Origin of the sequence: Conexibacter arvalis, assembly GCF_014199525.1 — a bacterium.
Lineage (GTDB): Bacteria > Actinomycetota > Thermoleophilia > Solirubrobacterales > Solirubrobacteraceae > Conexibacter > Conexibacter arvalis.
This window is the reverse complement of record NZ_JACHNU010000001.1, coordinates 1,038,510-1,057,873: the sequence shown is the minus strand read 5'-3', so window position 1 is coordinate 1,057,873 and position 19,364 is coordinate 1,038,510. Positions and strand designations below refer to the sequence as shown.

Genomic DNA, 19,364 nt, shown 5'->3' with positions numbered 1-19,364 from the left:
GCGGCCGGAGGGCGGTGGTCGCGTGGCGCTGACGATCAAGCCCGCGACGCGCGCCGTCCTGCGCGAGCAGCTCCTCACCGAGCTGTCGGGCATCGGCGACATCTACCTCGCCGTCCACGAGGACCAGTCGGGCACCGCGCTGTCGCTGCGCCGCCGCTACGAGGGCTGCATGCGCCTGCTCGACGACCTCGGCTGGCGCGAGGACGACCCGGCCGAGGAGTTCCCGATCACGATGGAGCCGGCGCCGCTCATGCGCGTGCTTGCCCGCCTGCACGAACGCGCCGGCGAGGAGATCGAAGGCCAGCTCAAGACGGCTGCCGAGGAGCGCCAGGCGCTGTGGGAGGCGATGCTGACGGTCGCCGTCTGCGGCGACGTGCTGGTCGAACTGGTCGGCACCGACGTCGAGGAGGCGATGCTCCGCTACCGTCGCGAGCGCGCCGAGGCCGCCGCCTTCGAGCCCGAGGACGAGCGACCATGAGCCCGCACCCGGTCCAGAGCGCCGAGCACCGCGTGCTCGGCCTCGCCGTCCGCGAGACGCGCGCCCGCCGCTCGCTCTCCCAGGCATGGTTGTTCCGACATTATCGCTGTTCCGCATTCACTGGAACAAGCAGATTTGCGGAACGGAACTGCCCGCGCGCTACACTTGTTCCACGGAACCGCCTGTTCCGTGCACAACGGAACGTCTAGCGATATGGAAGCAACCGCTCTCGCCGCCCCCACCGACCGCCAGCTCCAGACCGTCGCAGCAGACGCGGTCCGCGCGCTGCTGCCCGCCTCGTGGAAGGTCGCGGTCAGAGCGGCTCGCCGACGCGACGTGGACGCCACGCTGCGCCTGACCGCCCCCGACGGGCGCTCGGCCGATCTTGCGGTCGAGGCCAAGCAGCGCATAGAGGCGCGCGACGTCCCGTCGGTCGCTCGGCAACTGCGCGAGATCGAAGCGTCCACCGGCTTGGTTGCGGCCCGGTACCTGTCGCCACGTGCGCGGGAGGCGCTGCGCGCTGAGGGCCTGTCCTATGTGGACGCGACCGGCAACGTGAACGTCAGCGTCGACGAGCCGGCTGTCGCACTTCGCGCTGTGGGTGCCGACCGCGATCCGTGGCGGACACCGGAGAGTCCGATCGGCAGCCTGCAGGGACTGCCGGCGGCGCGGGTCGTGCGCGCGCTGGTCGACCTGCCGGCACCGTGGAAGATGCGCGATCTGGCGGCCGCCGCGGGCACGTCGCTGGGCTCGACCGCGCGCGCGGTCGACCTGCTCGACCGGGAGGGGCTGATCGAGCGCGACAGACGCGGCACGATCCAATCCGCCACGTGGGACGAGCTGCTGGAGCGCTGGGCCGCTGACTACGACCTCACCCGCGGCCGTCGCGTGATCCGGCTGCTCGCACCTCGCGGCCTCGAGGCGGTGGAGCGCACGCTGGCCAAGGTCCGCCAGCCCTACGCCGTCGGCGGCTCGCTCGCCGCCCGCTGGCAGCTCCCCTACGCCGAGCCGACGACCGCGCTCGTCTACGCCCCCGACGCCGACAGACTCCAGCGCGCGCTCAGACTGACACCCGCGCAGACGCGCGCGAACGTCCTCCTGATCGAACCGCGCGACGACCTCCCACTCGTCCGCGCCCAGCGTCGCGACGACGTCGCCTACACCGCCCCGTCACAGACCGTCGTCGACCTGCTCAACGGGCCCGGCCGCAACCCCGAGGAAGGCCGCGCGCTGCTCGACTGGATGCGCACCAACAAACGCGACTGGCGCGCGAGATGACCTACACCCCGACGACGATCGCCGCCCGACGGACGCTGCTCGACGCACTCCAGGCACTGGAGGCCCAGCACGACGCGCTCGTGCTCGTCGGCGCCCAGGCCGTCTACCTCTACACCGGCGAGGCCGACGTCCCGATCGCAACACAGACCAGGGACAGCGACCTCGCCGTCATCCCCGCTGACCTCCACGACGCGCCGAAGCTCGATGACGCGATGCACGCGGCCGGCTTCCTCCAGGACGTCACCGAGCATCAGCCCGGCGCATGGCTCTCACCTGACGGGATCCCGGTCGAGCTGCTCGTGCCCGCCGCCCTGCACAGAGGCGGCGGCCGACGCGGCGCTCGCATCCCACCGCACTCAAAGCGCGCCGCCCGCACCAGCGCCGCCGTCACCAGCGACGCCCTCCGCTGGCTCCGGCACCTCGCCGCCGATCCCGCAGCGCCCATCCCGACGATGGCCGGACGCACCGAGCAGAACGTCGGCGATCCGCAGCTCGTCGCAGATGCGACGTGGGCGCTGGTGCAGGAGCTGGTGTCTGGGCTTCGCCCGACGTGACGGACCGGACGTGCTCTCCGTCAACGCAACGATCGTCCTTCGGTCAAAGCGCGCATTCGCGCGTACATGAGCTGCCGAACTGTCGCCTCGCTAGGCACCTGGAAACCTCTTGCTCCAGGAATTCTGCGGAGTTGACCACCTGGTCGTTGGCGATAGATGTGTGCCTCATATCGGCGCAGGTTTGGACGAAACACAAGCTCGGCCGCTAACTGAACTCCCGTGGGATTCCCGTCGCGATCGCGTTCAACGCCTTCCCACCGCTCGATCGCGCCGCTCCCGCCGATCCTGACCCAGTCTGCAAGCGCGGCGACCTCCGAAATCGCATTGTGAGCAACGATCGCGCTCGTGCTCTCTCGTTGCGCCGGATCCACCTTGAATGCCGATCTGAAGTAGCTCTGCAGCCGACGCGGAAGGAATGGCCGAAGATCTGCCACTTTCTGCGCCTGCCCGCTGCTGATCCTCTCAGCGACCTCCGCCTCGGATGAGTCGAGCGTCGATCCGAACGGCAGCTCGCCGCACATCAGCTCGAAGAGCGTCACGCTGGCAGCCCAAACGTCTGTCTGGGGGCTGCGCGGCTCACCAGCGAGCAACTCCGGCGCAGCGTATTCCAGCGTGTGCCCACGTCGTGCGCCAGGGAGAAAATCAGCCACGCCGAAATCTCCAAGTTGAAGATGGCCGTGTCGATCTCGAAAGAGATTGGCCGGCTTGATGTCTCCATGCACGACGCCGCGACCGTGGCAGAACGCGAGCGCCGTGAACAGGCGCAAACCAGCAAGGCGGACCTCGGCACACGACAGCGACTCGAACCGTCTCACAGACGGCTTTGCGAGAGGCATCGAAGTCGCCTCACGGGGGAGCACATCCGTGAACACTTCGAACAAAGGCATCACCGCGGCGCAATCGGCCACCTTTGCATTCGTCGCCGCCTCGGCCGTCTGATGATCGAGGGCATCCTCGTTGTAGAGCTTCAGCGCGACTTCCGTCGCACTGACGGCGTCCCACGCTCGATACACCACGGCGTGAGCCCCTTCCCCTAACAGCTCCTCCAACGTGTACCGGCCGGCGTATTGGCTCTGCAGCAGCGTCACGGTGTCACACTAAGGAGGAGCCCGGCGCGCGGCGCCGGGCTCCTCCTACGTCACGAGTGGTCTGTCGCGGCGGGGATCAGGCGGGGACGCGCTCGGCGACGAGGGCGCCGACGATCTCGTCGACCTTGGCCTTGGCGTCGCCGAACAGCATCTGCGTGTTGTCGCGGAAGAACAGCGGGTTCTGGACGCCGGCGTAGCCGGAGGCCATCGAGCGCTTGAAGACGATCACGTTGCTCGCCTCCCACACCCTCAGCACCGGCATGCCGGCGATCGGGCTGCCCGGGTCCTCGGTCGCGGCGGGGTTGACGGTGTCGTTGGCGCCGATCACGAGGACGACGTCGGTGTCGGCGAAGTCGTCGTTGATCTCGTCCATCTCCAGCACGATGTCGTACGGGACCTTCGCCTCGGCGAGCAGCACGTTCATGTGGCCGGGCAGGCGGCCGGCGACCGGGTGGACGCCGAAGCGGACCTCGATCCCGCGGTCGCGCAGCTGGCGGGTCAGCTCGGCGACCGGGTACTGCGCCTGCGCGACCGCCATCCCGTAGCCGGGCGTGATGATGACCGAGCTCGCTTCGGTCAGCAGCTCGGCGGCGGCGGCCGCGTCGATCTCCCGGTGCTCGCCGTGGTCGGTGTCGGCCGCGGCCGCGGCCTCGATGCCGAAACCGCCCGCAATCACGGAGATGAACGAGCGGTTCATCGCCTGGCACATGATGTAGGAGAGGTAGGCGCCGGAGGAGCCGACGAGCGCGCCTGTCACGATCAGGAGGTCGTTGCCGAGCAGGAAGCCCGACGCCGCCGCGGCCCAGCCCGAGTAGGAGTTGAGCATCGAGACGACGACCGGCATGTCGCCGCCGCCGATCGAGGCGACGAGGTGCCAGCCGAGCGCGAGCGCGAGCACGGTCACCGCGATCAGCAGCGGCAGGCTGGGCGAGATCACGAAGATCACCGTCAGCACGACGAACGCGACGAGCGCGCCGAGGTTGAGCCAGTTCTTGGCCGGGAGCATCAGCGGCGCCGACTTGATCCTCGCCGACAGCTTCAGGTAGGCGACGATCGAGCCGGTGAACGTGACCGCGCCGATGAAGACGCCGATGAAGACCTCGGCGTGGTGGATGTCGAGCAGCGATCCGACGAGGTCGTGGTGGTCGCCGTTCTCGACGGCGAAGTAGCCGTTCCAGCCGACGAGCACGGCCGCGAGGCCGACGAAGCTGTGCAGCAGCGCGATCAGCTCGGGCATGCCCGTCATCTCGACGACGCGGGCGCGCCAGAGGCCGATGGCGGCGCCGATCGCGACCGCGACGACGAGCAGCACGACCGCGACCGTCGCGGCGTCCTCGGTCGCGAGGGCGATCGTCGCGGCGAGCGCGATCGCCATGCCGGCGATCCCGAACGCGACGCCCTGGCGGGCCGACTCGTGCCTCGACAGGCCGGCGAGCGAGAGGATGAACAGCAGCGCGGCGACGATGTACGAGGCCGTCGCGATCGACTGCGTGTCGATGGAACCGAAGATGAGGGTTGCGGTCATGGATCAGCCTCTGTTGAACATGCCGAGCATGCGCCGGGTCACGGCGAAGCCGCCGAAGACGTTGATCGACGCGAACAGGATCGCGACCGTCGCGAGCACTCGGATGACGGTGTCGCCCTGCTCGCCGAGCTGGAGGATCGCGCCGACGACGATGATGCCCGAGATCGCGTTCGTGACCGACATCAGCGGCGTGTGCAGCGCGTGGTGGACCTTGCCGATCACGTAGTAGCCGACGACGATCGCCAGCATCAGCACCGTGAAGTGCTGCGGCAGTGGGTCGGGCGCGAGCGCGGTGACGAGCCCGAACGCGAGCAGGCCCACGGCGATCGCGGCGTATCTGACCCAGCCCGGGCGCGGCTCCCGCGCCGGCGCGGCCTCGTCCGCTCTCGCGGGCTCGGCTCTCGCCGCCGGCGCGGCCGAGACCTGCACCGGGGGCGGAGGCCACGTTCTCTCGCCGTCGCGCACGACCGTCATCGAGCGCTGCACGACGTCGTCGAAGTCGAGCACGAGCTGCCCGTCTCGCTCCGGCGTCAGCAGCTTCATCAGATTCACGAGGTTCGTGCCGTAGAGCTGCGATGCCTGCGCGGGCAGGCGGCCGGCGAGGTCGGTGTAGCCGATGATCGTGACGCCGTTGTCGGTCACGACCGCCTTGCCGGGCACCGAGCCCTCGACGTTGCCGCCCATCGCGGCGGCCATGTCGACGATCACCGAGCCCGGTCTCATCAGCGCGACCTGGTCGGCCGTCATCAGCTTCGGCGCCGGACGGCCCGGGATCAGGGCCGTCGTCACGATGATGTCGACGTCCTTCGCCTGCTCGGTGTACATCTCGCCGGCGAGACGGTCGTAATCCTCGCTCGTCGCTCTCGCGTAGCCGTCGGCGGAGACCTCCAGCTCCATCACCGAGAGGAACTCGCCGCCGAGCGATCTGACCTGGTCGGCGACCTCGGGACGGGGATCGGTCGCGCGCACGATCGCGCCGAGGCTGCTGGCGGCGCCGATCGCGGCGAGGCCGGCGACGCCGGCGCCGGCGACCAGCACCTTCGCCGGCGGGACCTTGCCCGCCGCCGTCACCTGCCCGGTGAAGAAGCGGCCGAAGGCGTGGGCGGCCTCGATCACCGCGCGGTAGCCGGCGATGTTGGCCATGCTGGAGAGCACGTCGAGCGACTGCGCGCGGCTGATGCGCGGGACGGCGTCCATCGCCAGCGCGGTGATCGGCCGCCGCGCGAGCGCCTCGACCAGCTCCGGTCTGATCGCCGGCTGCAGCAGCGCGACGATCGTCGCGCCGTCCTTCAGCTTCCCGATCTCCTCGACGGTGGGGCCGTTGACGCGGAAGACGACGTCGGCCCGCCACGCCTGCTCGGCCGACCCGACGGTCGCTCCCGCCGCCGCGTACGCGTCGTCGTCGAAGCTCGCGAGCGCGCCGGCTCCTCCCTCGACCACCACGTCATAGCCAAGTCCCACAAGCTGTCTGACCGTCGCCGGGGTCGCGGCGACGCGCGTCTCTCCGGCACTGGTCTCGCGGGGCACTCCGATCACCATCGAGATCTCAGACTCCTCATGACAACACCATCCATTTCTCCTGCAGGTCTCTTTACGCAGCCCATTGCGTAGCACTTCTCTGGGTCGCAGGGCCCCCGTTGGGGCGCCGGGCCCTCCAGCCAGCCGTCCCGGGACGGGCGGCGGCTTCAGCGACTCGGCTGTCCGATCGACCGTCGCTCCCGCCCGATCCGCACCTCGTCGAGCGCCGCGGCGGTCGCCGCCGCCGCGGCCTGCGGGTCGCCGGCGACGATCGCCGCGACAAGCGCGCTGTGCGTCGGCCGCGAGTACGTGGCGGTGTCGAGGAGCTCGGTGCGGATCGCCTCCGCGATCGCGCCGCCGAAGCTCTCGTACAGCTCGAGCAGCATCGCGTTGCCGCTGGCCCTGACGATCTCGGTGTGCAAGGCGACGTCCGCGCCCACGAGCCGTCCGACGTCGCCTGCTCTCCACGCCGCGGCGCTCTCCGCCAGCAGCCGCTCGAGCTCCGCCGCCTGTCGGTCGCTGCGGCGCTTCGCGGCCAGCCGGGCGGCCTCGACCTCGATCGCGCGCCGGACCTCGACCAGCTCGAGCAGCTCGGAGCAGCTCGTCCGGCGCCGCAGCGCGCCCGCGAACTCGCTCGTCGCTCGCAGGTAGGTGCCGTCGCCCTGGCGAGTCTCCAGCAGCCCCGAGTGGACCAGCGCCCGGATCGCTTCGCGCAGCGCGTTGCGTCCGATCCCGAACCGCTCGACGAGCTGCGGCTCGGTCGGGATCTTCTCCCCGACCGCCCAGGCTCCCGAGTCGATCTCGGCCTGCAGCGCGGCGATCGCCTGGTCGACGAGCGACGTCCGCCGCAGCCGCCCGGTCACGCGCGGCGGGCTGCTCGCACCCATCGCGCTCAGGTCTCGGAGTCGGCGGCCGTCGTGGCCTCGGGCGGATGGTTGGCGAACTCGACGCAGCGCAGCGGCTCGATGAACGCGAACGGGCCGTGCGGCGTCCCCGCGGGATTGAAGGTGTAGGTGCCCGCGACGTGCGTCTCGTCGCCGACGCGGCAGGCGCCGGCGAGCACGAGGCAGTCCTCGTCATAGGTGTGGAGCGCGACCCCCGGGGTGACGCCGTCCAATCTCAGGACCCGCGCGAAGGAGCCCGACGGGCCGCGCGTCAGGATCTTCTCGAACGCCTGGCCCGGCGTCCCGTCGGGCTTCTGCGTCCACGGCAGCGCGTCGACCTCCTCGGCCGTCAGCGCGACCGCGGGCTTGTCGAGCGCGCCGTTGACCTCGCGCAGCTGCAGGACGACGGCGCCCTCCTCGGCGGCGACCGCCTGCTCGCCCTCGCCCGGCGGCCGACAGAGGTACGCCCCCGCGGCGAAGCTGCGCCCGTCGAGCAGCAGCGCGCCGGCGAGCACGAACGTCTCGCGCCAGCCCTCCGACGAGGCCGTCTCGACGGCGGCGCCCGCGCGCACGTCGACGCGGGCCGTCACGGAGCCGTTGTCGGGATCGCGGGCGAGCAGTCGCTGCTCGACGCCGTCCCACCCGGGCATCGGGGTCGGATCGAGGCGTGCGATGTCCTCCGGGTACAAGCGGGTCAGTTCTTTGGGCACAGCTGGTTCCTTCGTTGGTGGTGTGTCAGGAGGTGGCGAGGCGGATCCGCGGATCGACGACCCCGTAGAGCAGGTCCGTGACGAGATTCACGACGCTGTAGACGAGCGCGCCGAGCAGGATCGCCCCCTGGACCGGCGCGTAGTCCTGCGCCTGGATCGACTGCGCGACCCAACCGCCGATCCCCGGCCAGTTGAAGACCGCCTCGACGAGCAGGGCACCGGCCATCAGCTCGCCGAACCACATGCCGCTCAGCGTCAGGATCGGCAGCAGCGCGTTGGGCAGCGCGTGCCGGAACAGCACGCGCGCCTCGCTGGCGCCCTTCGCGCGGGCGGTCCGGACGTAGTCGTTGCGATAGACGTCGATCGTGCTCCGCCGCACGATCCGCGACAGGTAGGCCGCCAGCGGGATCGCCAGCGTCAGCGCCGGCAGCAGGAGGTGGGCGAGCGCGTTGCGGAAGGCGGCGAGATCGCCGGCGAGCAGCGAGTCGACGAGCAGCAGGCCGGTCGTTCTCGCCGGCAGCGCGACGGTGTCGTCGATCCGCCCGAACGGCGCCGGCGCGATGCCCAGCCAGGTGAAGAAGACGAGGATCAGCACGAGGCCGAGCCAGAACTGCGGCATGCCGAGCCCGACGATCGCCGCCGAGCGGGAGACGCGGTCGACCCATCGTCGCCGGCCGGCCGACAGCACGCCGATCGGGATCGCCAGCAGCAGCGCGAAGACCATCGCGGACGCCGCCAGCTCCAACGTCGCCGGGAGGCGCGCGGCCAGCTCGTCGGTAACCGTCGTGCGCGTGCGCCACGAGTAGCCGAGATCGCCGGTCGCGAGGTCGGCGACGTAGGTGCCGTACTGCTCCAGCAACGGGCGGTCGACGCCCATGTCGGCGCGCAGCGCCGCGACCGCCTGCTCGCTCGCCTGCGGCCCGAGCAGCTTGCGCGCCGGGTCGCCGGGCGAGGCGCGCAGCAGCACGAACGCGATCAGCGAGGCGAAGAAGAGGACCGCGAGCGTCGCGAGGACGCGTCTAGCGACGAAGCTTGCCATGAGGGTCCAGGTGGTCGCGCAGGCCCTCGCCGAGAGCCATGCTGAGGGTCACGAGGGCGAGGATGCCGAGGCCGGGGAAGATCGACATCCACCACTGGCCCGAGATCAGGTAGGTGCGGCCGGCGGTGATCATCCCGCCCCACTCGGGCGTCGGCGGCTGGATGCCGAGGCCGAGGAAGCCGAGGCCGGCGATCGCGAGCACCGCGTAGGCGATGCCGAGCGAGGCCTGGACCGCGACGCCGCCGAGCACGGACGGCAGCACGTGCCGGGTGAGGATGTGGCCGGTCGGCGCGCCGAGCACCCGCTGGGCGTCGATGAACTCGCGCGAGCGCAGCGAGAGGACCTCGCTGCGGACGGTCCGCGCGTACCACGGCACCCCGGTGACGGCGATCGCGAGCCCGACCGAGAGCGGCCCGGGCCCCATCGCGACCGCGAGCGCCATGCCCATGATCAGCGCCGGGAAGGCGAGCACGCCGTCGAGCGCGCGGCCGATCACGGCGTCGACCACGCCGCCGACCAGGCCCGTGAAGGCGCCGATCAGCGTGCCGACGACCGACGAGGCGAAGACAGCGCAGACGCCGACGGCAAGCGAGATCCGCGCCCCGACGAGGAAGCGTGCGAGGACGTCGCGGCCGAGCTCGTCGGTGCCGAACGGATGCGCCGCCGAGGGCGGCTGGAGGGCGTCGGGAAGGGCGACCGCAAGCGGGTCCTTCCCCCACAGCGGCGGCCCGACGAGGGCGAGCGCGAGGAACGCGACCAGGCCGATCGCGACGACGCGCAGCCCCGCCTCGCCGACCGCCGCCCACGCGCGGCGGACAGGCGCCGGCGACCGTCCGCCGCCGCGCGGGCCGGGCGCCGGACGCGCGGCTTCTGGCACCGTCGCGCTCATGCCGAGGCACCCTGCGTCGCGCCGAGCAGCGATGCCGGCAGCAGCGCGGCCTGGCGGTCGGCGAAGTGACAGGCGGCGCGATGCTGGCTGCTGTCGGCGCGGCCGCCCAGCGCGGGCCGCGTCGTCGTGCAGACCGCCGGGTCGTCGAGTCTGCGCCGCAGCCAGCAGCGTGTGTGGAAGGCGCAGCCGGACGGCGGGTCGGCGGGGCTGGGCGGGTCGCCGTGCAACGCGATCCGCTCGCGCGCCCGCTCGCGTCTGACGTCGGCGACGGGAACCGCCGACAGCAGCGCGGCGGTGTACGGGTGCCGCGGCCCACGGTAGATCGCCTCCGACGGGCCGCTCTCGACGACGCGGCCGAGGTACATCACGGCGACCGTGTCGGCGATCTGCCGCACGACGGCGAGGTCGTGGGAGATGAAGACGTAGGCGATGCCGAGCTCGCGCTGCAGCCGTTCGAGCAGCGCGAGGATCTGCGCCTGGATCGCGACGTCGAGCGCGCTGACCGACTCGTCGAGCACGATCAGCGACGGCTCGAGCGCGAGCGCGCGGGCGATGCCGATGCGCTGGCGCTGGCCGCCGCTCAGCTCGTGCGGCAGGCGCGTCGCGAACTCGGGACCGAGGCCGACCAGCTCCAGCAGCTCCGCGACGCGCCGACGGCGCTGCTCGCCGTCGCCGCAGAGGCCGTGCAGGGCGAGCGGCTCCTCGAGGATCCGGCCGATCCGCTGGCGCGGGTCGAGGCTCGCCCGCGGATCCTGGAAGACGAGCTGGAAGTGGCGGCGCAGGTCGCGCAGACGCCGGGCGCTCTCGCCGCCCAGCCGCGTCCCGCCGATCGTGACGTGACCGGCGGTCGCTTCGACCAGCTGCACGATCGCGCGACCGAGCGTCGTCTTGCCGCAGCCGGACTCTCCGACCAGCCCGAGCGTGCGGCCGGCGCCGACCGTCAGCGAGACGTCGTCGACGGCCCGCACGCCGAGCGCTCTGCCGCCGAGCGGCCCGCGGCGTCTGCTGAAGACGACCTCGAGCCCGGAGGTCTCCAGCGCGATCTCCTCGGCCGCGTCGCCGGCCGCCGGCGGGGCGCTCTTCGCGACGTCGAGCCGCGGCAGCGAGTCCAGCAGCCTGACCGTGTACGGGTCGCTCGGCCGGCTGAGGATCTGCTCCGTCTCGCCCCGCTCGACGACCTCGCCGCGGCTCATCACGACGACGCGGTCCGCGACGCGACCGACGACGCCGAGGTCGTGGGTGATCAGCAGCACGCCCATCGACAGCTCGCGCCGCAGCTCCTGGAGCAGGTCGAGGATCTGCGCCTGGACGGTGACGTCGAGCGCCGTCGTCGGCTCGTCGGCGATCAGCAGCGGCGGCGAGGAGGCGAGCGCCATCGCGATCATCGCGCGCTGACGCATGCCGCCGCTGAACTGGTGCGGGTAGTCGCGGCAGCGGCGCTCGGGGTCGGGGATGCCGACCTGGGCCAGTCTCGCGACCGCGAGCCGGCGCGCTTCGCGCACGCCGACACGTCTGTGCAGCCGGATCGCCTCGACGATCTGGTCGCCGATCCGCTGCACCGGGTTGAGGCTGGAGAGCGGGTCCTGGAAGACGGTCCCGACGCGCGCGCCGCGCAGCAGGCGCAGCTCCTCGTCGCTCATCGCGGCCCGGTCCTCGCCGGCCAGGACGGCCTCGTCCATCGTCACGCGCGCCCCAGCTGGGAGCAGGCCGAGCAGCGCGAGCGCGCTGACCGTCTTGCCCGACCCCGACTCGCCGACGAGCGCGACGACCTCGCCGGAGCGCACGTCGAGGTCGACGCCCCGCACGGAGCGAATCGGGTCCGCGGCCGGTCCGAACGTCACGTTCAGGCCCCGGACCCGCAGGAGCGTCTCCCGCCCGGTCGCGCCGACCGCACCGGCGCTTGCGGGCGCCGGCTCGCTGCCGTGCAGGTTCACGACGCCTCGTCGACCGTCAGCTTGCGCAGCACGAGCTGCTGGTCGTCGTAGTACTCGTAGCCTCTGAGCCGCGGGCTGGCGACCGCGATCGTGTCGCTCGCGAAGATCGGCAGGATCGGGTTGTCGGCGACGATCCGCTCGGAGATCCGGCGGTAGATCCGCTCGCGTCTGGCCGGGTCGGGCTCGGTGCGGCCCGCGTCGATCAGCCGGTCGACCTCTCTGTCGCAGTATCTCGACCAGTTGAACGGGTTCCCGCAGACGGCGAAGAAGCCGAGGAAGAAGGCCGGGTCGTTGACCGAGGAGCCGTCGCGCAGGATGTACGCCTGCGTCTTGAAGTTGGAGACGGTGTCCGAGAAGGCGGACGCGCTGAGCGTGTCGATGCGGAGATCGACGCCGATCTCCTTCCACGCCGACTGCAGCGCGGTCGCCATCTGCAGCTGCTCGGTCTCGCCGCTCTTGACGGCGAGCGAGATCCGCTCGCCGCTCGCGCCGGCCTCCTCGATCAGCTGTCTCGCCCGCTCGACGTCGCGCTCGGGGACGTCGAAGCCGGGGTGGAACGGCATCGCGGGCGGGATCATGCCGGCGAACGCTCTCGCGTAGCCGTAGCCGAACCGCTCCAGCAGCTCTCTGTGCGGCATCGCCAGCCACAGGGCCTCGCGCACCCGCGGGTCGTCGACCGGCGCCTTGTCGTTGTTGAGCCCGACGTACGTGTAGCGGTTGCTCGGGTCGGCGAATATCTGCCGACCCTGCTGCTCCAGCGCCCTGAGGTCCTTCAGTGCGACGCCGAACGCGAGGTCGGCCTCGCCCGACGCCGTCAGCGTCTGCAGCGTCGTCGGGTCGGTGACGATGCGCATCACGACGTGCTCGGCGCCGACCGGCTCGCGCCAGTAGTCCGCGCGCGCTCTCAGGCGCACCTCGCTGTCGGGGTCGTAGGACTCGAGCTCGTAGGCGCCCGCGCCGGCCGTGTTGCGCGCCAGCCATTGGTCGCCCGCTCTCGTGAGCCCCCCGTGCCGCTCCAGCACTCTGCGGTCGATCGGGCCGTTCCCGCGCGAGGTCATCCGCAGCAGGAAGAGCGGGTCGCGATGCGCGATGCGCACGCGCACCGTGTGGTCGTCGACCTTCTCGATCGCGCGGAAGAGGCCCGACTCGCCCATCGTCAGCACGTATGCCTGGCAGCCGTCTCTGTCGAGCAGGCGGCGGAGGCTGTAGACGACGTCGTCGGCGGTGACCGGGTTGCCGCTCGCGAAGGTCGCGTCTCTGCGCAGGAAGAAGGTGTAGGTCTTGCCGTCCCTGCTGACCTTCCATCGCTCGGCGAGCGCCGGAGCGACCTCGTGCGCGCCGGAGGCTTCGCGTCTCGGCGACAGCTCGACGATGTTGTCGTACGCCGCGGTGACGACGTGGTAGTCGTACGGCGAGGAGCACGCGAGCGCCGGGTCGATGTTGGTGAGGCCGGTGTTGTACGCGACGTCGAGCGTCCGCGGGCCGTCGGCGCCGCCGCCCACCCCCGCCGGCACGCTGGTCCCGCATCCGGAGACGGCTGCCGCCGCGAGCGCGAGGCCGGCCAGCGCGACGCTCGCGCGCGGCGCCCGACACTTGGCGCGCAGCCGCGCCGACAGGCTCCACCCGGGACCGTAGGATCGAGTGCGCAACTGCATCACAACCAGCCTTTCCTGTGGGAGCGCCCGAGCTCGGCGCGCTCCACATCTCTCTCGGCCGCGCTGGCGACCCGCGGCCCGAAGATATTTAGCAGTATTGAAATGCAGATGCAAGAGCAATGTAACGCTGGTCGGCGCGGCATCGTCGACGGCCGTGGTCGTCAGGCGTAGTTCTTCACCTCGAGGCAGCAGTACGGCTCGCTGAACTCGAACGGCCCGTGATGGGTCCCGGGCGGGTTGTTCGTGTAGGTGCCGGCCGCGTGCCGCTCCCGCTCCTCGCCCGAGAAGTAACAGCCCTCGAGCGCGAGCATCTCCTCGCCGTGGTCGTGCAGCTCGGCGTGCCGGTGATTGGGCGCACCGTCGCCGAGCGGCTCGATCTTCACCAGGTGGGTCTTGGAGCCGCACGGGCCCTCTGACAGCACCTTCTCGTAGAAGCCGGCGCTGCGGCCGGCCATCGGCTGCCACGGCATCGCCTCGACCTCCTCCGCCGTCAGCGCGACCGCCGGCTTGCGGATGCGCGCGCCGGCGTCCTCGAGCTGCAGGACCGTCGCGCCATCCGCCCGCGCCTCGATCGGCACGGCGTCGCCCGGCCGCCAACAGAGGTATGAGCCGGCGCGATGGACGCGCCCGGCGATCGCGACCTCGCCGTCGAGCACGTACAACTCCTGCCAGAGGCGCGCGTCGAGCGGCTCCAGTCGCGCGCCGCCGGCAAGCCGGAGCATCCGCGTCTGCGCGCCGCTCTCGCTGCTGGCGGCCAGCACGCGGGCGTGCACGCCGGCGCTCAGCGGCTCCCACGCGAGCGCCGCGACCTGCTCGGGCAGCAGTTGGACGGGGTGGTCAACGATCGTCGGCACGATGCCTCCTGTCTCGCCGGCGGCGCGCGGTCGGACCGGGACGGACCGTGCGCGCTTCCGGACGGGTTGAACGTGTGGAACGGTGGTGGGCGGGGTTCGTCATCGCGGCCTCACATCCCGCCGCCCGCGGGGACGGAGCCGACCGCCAGCGCGTCGCGGCGCAGCGCGATCCAGGCTGCGGCGAGCGCGATCGCCGCCGGCGCGGCCGCCAGCGCGGCCGCGACCCCGACGTGGTCGGTCAACCAGCCGGCCGTGACCGAGCCGGCGGCGACGCCGAGGACCATCGCCGAGCTGGCCCATGCGAACGCCTCGGTCAGCAGCTCGGCGGGAGCGATCTCGCTCAGCACGAGGAACTCCGTCGAGACCGCGGGCGCGAAGGCCGAGCCGGCCAGCAGCGCGCAGAGCGCGGCCGTCAGCGCACCGTCGGCGACCGCCAGCGGCGCCGTCGCCGCCGCGACCGCGGCGAACGCCGCCGCGTAGCGCGCGACGGCCCCTGCTCGCCAGCTGCGGGCCCCGTACCAGAGGCCGCCGGCGAAGCTGCCCGCGCTGAACAACGCGAGCAGCACGCCCGCGAGGCCGGCGCCGGACAGCTCGACGGCCCGCGCCGAGATGCCGACCTGCAGCAGCCCCCAGTAGACGCCGGTCAGCAGCACCGCGACGAGGACCGTCCGCAGCGCCGACAGCGAGACGGCGCTGCGACGACCGGCGGGCCGGCGCGGCGCCGGCCGGGCCCGGCGCACGGCCGGGACCGCGACGAAGGCGAGCGTGCCCGCCAGCGCGAAGCCCGCCGCCGCCGCCAGCGCCTCCGGCGCCGCGGCCACCGCGACGATCAGCGCGACCAGCAGCGGCCCGCTGACGAAGACGACCTCCTGCGCGATCGCGTCGAGCGCGTACGCCGACTGGCGCTGCTCGGGCGCCGGCAGCACCTGCGGCCACAGCGACCGCAGGCAGGCCGAGACCGGCGGCAGCGTCGCGCCGACGAGCGCGGCGGCGCCGACCAGCGCCGCGCCGGGCGCGCCGAGACGCGCCGCCAGCGCGAATGCCAGCAGCAGGCCGCTGTGGAGCAGCGCGCACGGCAGCAGCACCTGCCGTCGCCCGCGCCGGTCCGCCACGCCGCCCAGGAACGGAAGCGCGACCGCGCTCGCCGCCGAATAGGCGGCCACGGCCGCGCCCGCGAGCGCGAACGAGCCGGTCGCCTCGCGCACGGCAACCAGGATCGCCAGTGTCGTGACGCCCATCGGCATGCGCGCCGCGAGCGCCGTCGCCAGCAGCCGCGGCAGGCCGGGCACCGCGAGGACCTGCCGATACGCCAGCATCGCGCGCGGGCCGCCTCACCACGACCGCATCAGCCCACCGTCGACGGGGATCACGGTCCCGGTCAGGTAGGAGGCGCGCGCGGAGGAGAGGAAGGCGACGAGGTCGGCGATGTCCGCGGGCGCCCCGAACCTGGCTGCCGGGATCGCGGCCAGGTCGGCCTCCGGCGAGCGGTTCGCGTAGTACTCCTTGAAGCTGTCGGTCTCGATGCGGCCGGGTGCGATCGAGTTGACGGTGATCCCGTCGGCCGCGACCTCGCGCGCCAGCGTCATCAGCCAGCCGACGACGGCGGGGCGCAGCGAGTTCGACAGCACGCGGCCGTCCTGCACCTCGCGGAAGGTCGGCGAGCCGATCGACAGCACGCGGCCCTGCCCGGACCGCCGCAGCGCCGGCAGCAGCCGGCGCGTCAGCTCGACGACCGGCCAGAGGACGAGGTCGATCGCCTCGTCGAGCTCGCGGCGGGTGACCGACTCGGTCGTCGCGTCGCCGGGGCCGCCGCCGTTGTGGACGAGGATGTCGAGGCCCCTGCCCCACCGCTCGACCTCGGCGACGAGCCGGTCGAGGTCGCCGGCGTCGGTCAGGTCGCCTCCGACCAGCAGGGACCGGTGCTCGCTCGCCGCGGCGGGCCGCTGCGGGTTGCGCGCGAAGCAGATCACCTCGGCGCCGGCCTGCGCCAGCGTCTCCGCGCAGGCGCGGCCGATGCCGCGCGACGCGCCGCAGACCAGCGCCGTGCGACCGCTGAGATCGAGGTCAACCATGCGCGACCGCCTCCGCCCCGCCGTCGGCGGCGTCGAGGAAGCTCGACGCCGATCCGCTCAGCTGGTCGCCCTCGCCGCTGCGCAGGAAGAGGGCGTGGCGGCTGTTCCACTGCACGTGGACCCGGTCCCCCTCGACCGCCTCCAGCGCGACCTCGACCGGCTGGCGCGAGCGGACGATCAGCTCGTCGTCGAGCACGACCTCGGTGACGCAGTAGGCGCCGAAGTAGCGCACTCGGCCGATGCGACCGGTCAGCGAGCTGTCGAGGCCGGGATCCCGTTCGCGGCCCACGAGGACGTTCTCCGGCCGCACGACCAGCATCCCGCGGACGCCCGCCTCCGTGGCGTTGCGCGCACGCAGCCGCAACGTCTCCGCGCCCGCGGCGAACGCGACCGCGCCCTCGTCGCATGTGATGACCGGGAGGCGGTTGGACTCGCCCATGAAGCGCGCCACGAACAGGTCGGCCGGCCGCTCGTAGAGGTCGGCGGCGGTGCCGATCTGCGCGATCCGCCCTTCGTTGAAGATCGCGACCACGTCCGACATCGTCATCGCCTCGTCCTGATCGTGGGTCACGTAGATGACGGTGATCCCGAGCTGTTCCTGGATCCGCTTGATCTCCACCTGCATGGCGTCGCGCAGGCGCCGGTCGAGCGCGGCGAGCGGCTCGTCCATCAACAGCAGCCGCGGCTCGAACACGAGCGCTCGCGCCAGCGCGACCCGCTGCTGCTGGCCGCCCGACAGCTCCCGCGGCAGGCGCCCGCCGTAGTCGGCCAGGTGCACCAGCTCCAGCGCTCTGCGCACCTTCTCCCTCACCTGCGCCTTGGGCACCCTGCGCCGCTTCAGCGGGAACGCGACGTTGTCGGCCGCGGTCATGTGCGGGAAGAGGGCGTAGTGCTGGAAGACGACGCCGATGTTGCGCTTGTGCGCCGGCAGCGAGAGGATCGAGGTCCCGTCGAGCAGGATCTCGCCGCCGTCGACGTCCGTGAAGCCGGAGATCGCGTTGAGCGTCGTCGTCTTCCCCGAGCCGCTGGGCCCGAGGAAGGTGACGAACTGACCGGGCTCGATCGACAGCGACGTGTCCTCGACGGCGACGACGGAGCCGAACCGCTTCGTCAGGTTCCTGATCTCCACGCGGGCCCCGACGGCCATGCTCCGATCATCTGGCTGCATCGCCTTCGACTCCTCTCTTCGTCATGACCACGAACGCGACCGCCATGCCCAGCGCCGCGATCGCCAACGTGATGGTCGACGCGACCGCGACCGTCGGGTCGACCGTGTCGGTCAGGCTCGAGTAGATCTTCACCGGCAGCGTCTGGAACTCCGGGCTGGAGATGAAGATCGCCACCACGACGTCGTCGAACGACGCCGCGAACGCCAGCGCGGCCGCCACCGCCAGCGATCGCTTCAGCAACGGCAGCGTCACGGTGAAGAACGCGACCGCCGGGCTGGCGCCGAGGGTGCGTGCGGCTCGCTCGAGCCCGTCGTCGAGCGACTTCAGCCCTGCCGTCACGGTGACGATCACGAACGGCAGCGCGATCAGCGAGTGGGCGATCACGAACGCCTCCAGCGTCCCGACCATCTTCTGCTCCAGGAAGATCGCGTAGAGCGCGATCGCGACGAGGACGATCGGGATGATCATCGGCGCGGTCGCCAGCGCCATCACGGCCCCTCTGCCGGGGAACCGACCCCGCGCCAATCCGTAGGCGGCCGCGGTGCCCATCACCGTCGTCACGATCGCGACGATCGCCGCGACCTTGAACGAGTTGACGATCGCGTCGCGCCACGTGACGTCGGTGACGAGGTTCTCGTACCACCGCGTCGACCACGACTGCGGGGGGAACTCGAAGGTCGCGCGGCCGTTGAAGCCCATCGGCACGGCGACGAGCGCCGGCGCGATCAGCAGCACCATCACGAGCCCGCAGAAGACCATCAGGGCGGCCCGCCCCTTGCGCGCGCTCATCTGCGACCTCCGCCGCTCAGCGCCGCGCTGCCGCGGCTCGCACGCGATCCGACCCATATGAGCAGCAGCGTGACCAACAGCAGGATCACGCCCATCGCGCTCCCGCGACCCCATGCCAGCAGCTGGTTGACCTGCTGCGCGATCAGCTGGGGCAGCAGGCTCTGCTGCGGCGAGCCCAGCAGCGCCGGGGTGATGAACGAGCCGAGCGTGACGACGAAGACGACGAGCGACCCCGCCACCACGCCGGGCAGCGACAGCGGCAGGTACACGCGTGTGAAGGCCTGCGCCGGCGTGGCTCCGAGCGAGCGGGCCGCCCCCATCAGGCGGCCGTCGATCTCGCGAAGCGAGGCGTACAGCGGCAGGATGATGAACGGCAGGCTGATCTGAACGAGGCCGATGATCACGCCGCTGAGCGAGCCGATCATGTGCAGCGGCCCCAGCCCGACGGCGCCGAGCGCGTCGTTGATCGGGCCCTTGTCCTGGAGCAGGATCACCCAGGAGTAGTTGCGCGTCATCGTTCCCACCAGCAGCGGGGCGACGACCGCCGCCTGCATCACCAGGCGCATCCGCCAGCCGACCACCGTCATCGCGCAGGCATAGGGGTACGCGATCAGCAGACAGGCGAGCGTGACGATCGCCGCGGTGCGGAAGGTCCGCAGCAACACGACGCGGTTGAGCTCCTCCTCGAAGAACCACTTGTAGTTGTCGAGGAACGCCCCACTGCCGCCGGGGAAGTCGGTGACGCTGCGCTCGACGATGGTCGCGAGCGGATAGCCCATCGCGAACCCGAGCAGGACGAGCGCCGGGATGGTGAGAGCGAACTCGCGGGAGAAGAGCGCGGCGAGGGCGCGCCCTCCCGGCCCCGCCGGCCGGGAAGGCGCGCCCGCGTGACCCACGCGCTGCACGATCGACATGGTCTCGTTCGTTC

At 71.9% G+C, this 19,364-nt stretch carries 18 protein-coding genes; 3 read left to right on the top strand and 15 right to left on the bottom strand.

Annotated elements, in window-relative coordinates; translation table 11 throughout:
- The first annotated feature begins 22 nt into the window (after nucleotides 1–22).
- The 3 genes from BDZ31_RS04995 to BDZ31_RS04985 all read left to right on the top strand — a co-directional run bounded on the left by BDZ31_RS04995 (nucleotide 23) and on the right by BDZ31_RS04985 (nucleotide 2,310).
- Nucleotides 23–478 carry a hypothetical protein gene (locus BDZ31_RS04995; RefSeq protein ID WP_183339584.1) on the top strand — a complete coding sequence of 152 codons (456 nt, stop codon included), beginning with the start codon at nucleotides 23–25 and terminating at the stop codon, nucleotides 476–478.
- 213 nt (nucleotides 479–691) lie between these two features.
- Entirely contained in the window at nucleotides 692–1,756 is a 1,065-nt protein-coding gene (locus BDZ31_RS04990; RefSeq protein WP_183339582.1) for a hypothetical protein, read from the top strand.
- Complete coding sequence (locus tag BDZ31_RS04985; protein ID WP_183339580.1) at nucleotides 1,753–2,310, top strand: hypothetical protein; 558 nt, start codon at nucleotides 1,753–1,755, stop codon at nucleotides 2,308–2,310. The genes BDZ31_RS04990 and BDZ31_RS04985 overlap by 4 nt, the downstream gene beginning before the upstream one ends.
- 20 nt (nucleotides 2,311–2,330) lie before the next feature.
- On the opposite strand, the gene BDZ31_RS04980 is transcribed toward BDZ31_RS04985, so the two are convergent.
- From BDZ31_RS04980 to BDZ31_RS04910, 15 genes are all read right to left on the bottom strand, one after another.
- Nucleotides 2,331–3,398, bottom strand: a complete 1,068-nt coding sequence (locus tag BDZ31_RS04980; RefSeq protein ID WP_183339578.1) for a protein kinase domain-containing protein — start codon at nucleotides 3,396–3,398, stop codon at nucleotides 2,331–2,333.
- Nucleotides 3,399–3,474: 76 nt separating this feature from the next.
- The gene (gene pntB, locus BDZ31_RS04975) at nucleotides 3,475–4,923 is read right to left on the bottom strand and encodes a Re/Si-specific NAD(P)(+) transhydrogenase subunit beta (protein ID WP_183339576.1); all 1,449 of its coding nucleotides are present in this window, start codon (nucleotides 4,921–4,923) and stop codon (nucleotides 3,475–3,477) included.
- A gap of 3 nt (nucleotides 4,924–4,926) precedes the next feature.
- The gene (locus BDZ31_RS04970) at nucleotides 4,927–6,462 is read right to left on the bottom strand and encodes a Re/Si-specific NAD(P)(+) transhydrogenase subunit alpha (protein ID WP_183339574.1); all 1,536 of its coding nucleotides are present in this window, start codon (nucleotides 6,460–6,462) and stop codon (nucleotides 4,927–4,929) included.
- Nucleotides 6,463–6,608: 146 nt separating this feature from the next.
- Nucleotides 6,609–7,328, bottom strand: coding sequence for a FadR/GntR family transcriptional regulator (locus tag BDZ31_RS04965; RefSeq protein ID WP_221242811.1), 720 nt, complete (start codon nucleotides 7,326–7,328; stop codon nucleotides 6,609–6,611).
- A 5-nt stretch (nucleotides 7,329–7,333) separates the two neighbouring features.
- Nucleotides 7,334–8,035, bottom strand: coding sequence for a cupin domain-containing protein (locus BDZ31_RS04960; RefSeq protein WP_183339572.1), 702 nt, complete (start codon nucleotides 8,033–8,035; stop codon nucleotides 7,334–7,336).
- 25 nt (nucleotides 8,036–8,060) lie between these two features.
- Entirely contained in the window at nucleotides 8,061–9,074 is a 1,014-nt protein-coding gene (locus tag BDZ31_RS04955; RefSeq protein ID WP_183339570.1) for an ABC transporter permease, read from the bottom strand.
- Nucleotides 9,055–9,963, bottom strand: coding sequence for an ABC transporter permease (locus BDZ31_RS04950; protein ID WP_183339569.1), 909 nt, complete (start codon nucleotides 9,961–9,963; stop codon nucleotides 9,055–9,057). The genes BDZ31_RS04955 and BDZ31_RS04950 overlap by 20 nt, the downstream gene beginning before the upstream one ends.
- A complete protein-coding gene (locus tag BDZ31_RS24750) occupies nucleotides 9,960–11,897 on the bottom strand; it encodes a dipeptide ABC transporter ATP-binding protein (protein ID WP_183339567.1) in 1,938 nt (645 codons plus the stop codon). The genes BDZ31_RS04950 and BDZ31_RS24750 overlap by 4 nt, the downstream gene beginning before the upstream one ends.
- A complete protein-coding gene (locus BDZ31_RS04940) occupies nucleotides 11,894–13,411 on the bottom strand; it encodes an ABC transporter substrate-binding protein (RefSeq protein WP_183339565.1) in 1,518 nt (505 codons plus the stop codon). The genes BDZ31_RS24750 and BDZ31_RS04940 overlap by 4 nt, the downstream gene beginning before the upstream one ends.
- A 302-nt stretch (nucleotides 13,412–13,713) precedes the next feature.
- Entirely contained in the window at nucleotides 13,714–14,406 is a 693-nt protein-coding gene (locus BDZ31_RS25820; RefSeq protein ID WP_183339563.1) for a cupin domain-containing protein, read from the bottom strand.
- A 110-nt stretch (nucleotides 14,407–14,516) separates the two neighbouring features.
- The gene (locus BDZ31_RS04930) at nucleotides 14,517–15,722 is read right to left on the bottom strand and encodes an MFS transporter (protein ID WP_183339561.1); all 1,206 of its coding nucleotides are present in this window, start codon (nucleotides 15,720–15,722) and stop codon (nucleotides 14,517–14,519) included.
- 15 nt (nucleotides 15,723–15,737) lie between these two features.
- The gene (locus BDZ31_RS04925) at nucleotides 15,738–16,478 is read right to left on the bottom strand and encodes an SDR family NAD(P)-dependent oxidoreductase (protein WP_183339559.1); all 741 of its coding nucleotides are present in this window, start codon (nucleotides 16,476–16,478) and stop codon (nucleotides 15,738–15,740) included.
- Nucleotides 16,471–17,625 (bottom strand): ABC transporter ATP-binding protein, encoded by a 1,155-nt coding sequence (locus BDZ31_RS04920; protein WP_183339557.1) that lies wholly within the window; start codon nucleotides 17,623–17,625, stop codon nucleotides 16,471–16,473. The genes BDZ31_RS04925 and BDZ31_RS04920 overlap by 8 nt, the downstream gene beginning before the upstream one ends.
- A 7-nt stretch (nucleotides 17,626–17,632) precedes the next feature.
- Nucleotides 17,633–18,436, bottom strand: coding sequence for an ABC transporter permease (locus BDZ31_RS04915; protein WP_183339555.1), 804 nt, complete (start codon nucleotides 18,434–18,436; stop codon nucleotides 17,633–17,635).
- Nucleotides 18,433–19,350, bottom strand: a complete 918-nt coding sequence (locus BDZ31_RS04910; protein ID WP_183339553.1) for an ABC transporter permease — start codon at nucleotides 19,348–19,350, stop codon at nucleotides 18,433–18,435. Before BDZ31_RS04910 ends, BDZ31_RS04915 begins: the two co-directional genes overlap by 4 nt.
- Nucleotides 19,351–19,364: the final 14 nt, after the last annotated feature.